Genomic DNA, 665 nt, shown 5'->3' with positions numbered 1-665 from the left:
GTGTTGCCCATGGATGGTACTTCATCCTCGGGGACTAAATTCAAACTTGCCTCTGAACGGTTTAACCTTCACGTAAAACCGATTGTTTGGCAAAGCGGTGGTGCTGTCTCAGGAGAAATTGAAACCAGCAGCTACTGTAATGCAGCGATTACCCAAAACTTCTTTGCCAGTAATGCGCCCAGTGCGGTCGTTGAGATGAGCAGTGCCTTGCACTCCCCTGCGGGAGGAAGTACAAGTGTGTTACTTCAAGGAGACAATGGGTTAAGCAAAGTACACAGCAGTGGCAGCGGTAGTGGTACAAATCAATACTATGATTTTACTCAGCTCTATTGGGATGAAGTGGGCAGCTTGRAAGTCATGGCGGATGCGCAGGCCAATTATCTGGGAATGGACATTAACTTGGGCTACCGCAATATTGGCCGATTTGTGCCTRATAAAGTTGCTGTAGCGAGCAATAGTTGGACGTATGCGACCGGGCATTCGGGATTCGCGTACATGAACCAACCGATTGACCATGCTTTTAGTGTTGAGGCGCAAAATGCCTCAGATCAAGTGACACAGAATTATGGCTTGTTCGATTCAGCGTATGTTTCAACCGTCTCTTATTTCAATGTTGATAACACGCATAATGAAATCGTTGATCGGGTGAAAGATTACTCGACGTW

General features: G+C 46.7%; 1 protein-coding gene. It reads left to right on the top strand.

Features of this window, described 5'->3' with window-relative positions; all coding sequences use genetic code 11:
• Window positions 1-665, top strand: a 665-nt coding sequence (locus CIK04_RS23605; RefSeq protein ID WP_369597166.1) for a DUF6701 domain-containing protein, incomplete at both ends; no start/stop codon positions are given.

Source organism: Vibrio sp. 03_296, assembly GCF_002265885.1.
The sequence above is the reverse complement of the archived record's forward strand: the minus strand, read 5'-3'. Positions and strand labels throughout refer to the sequence as shown.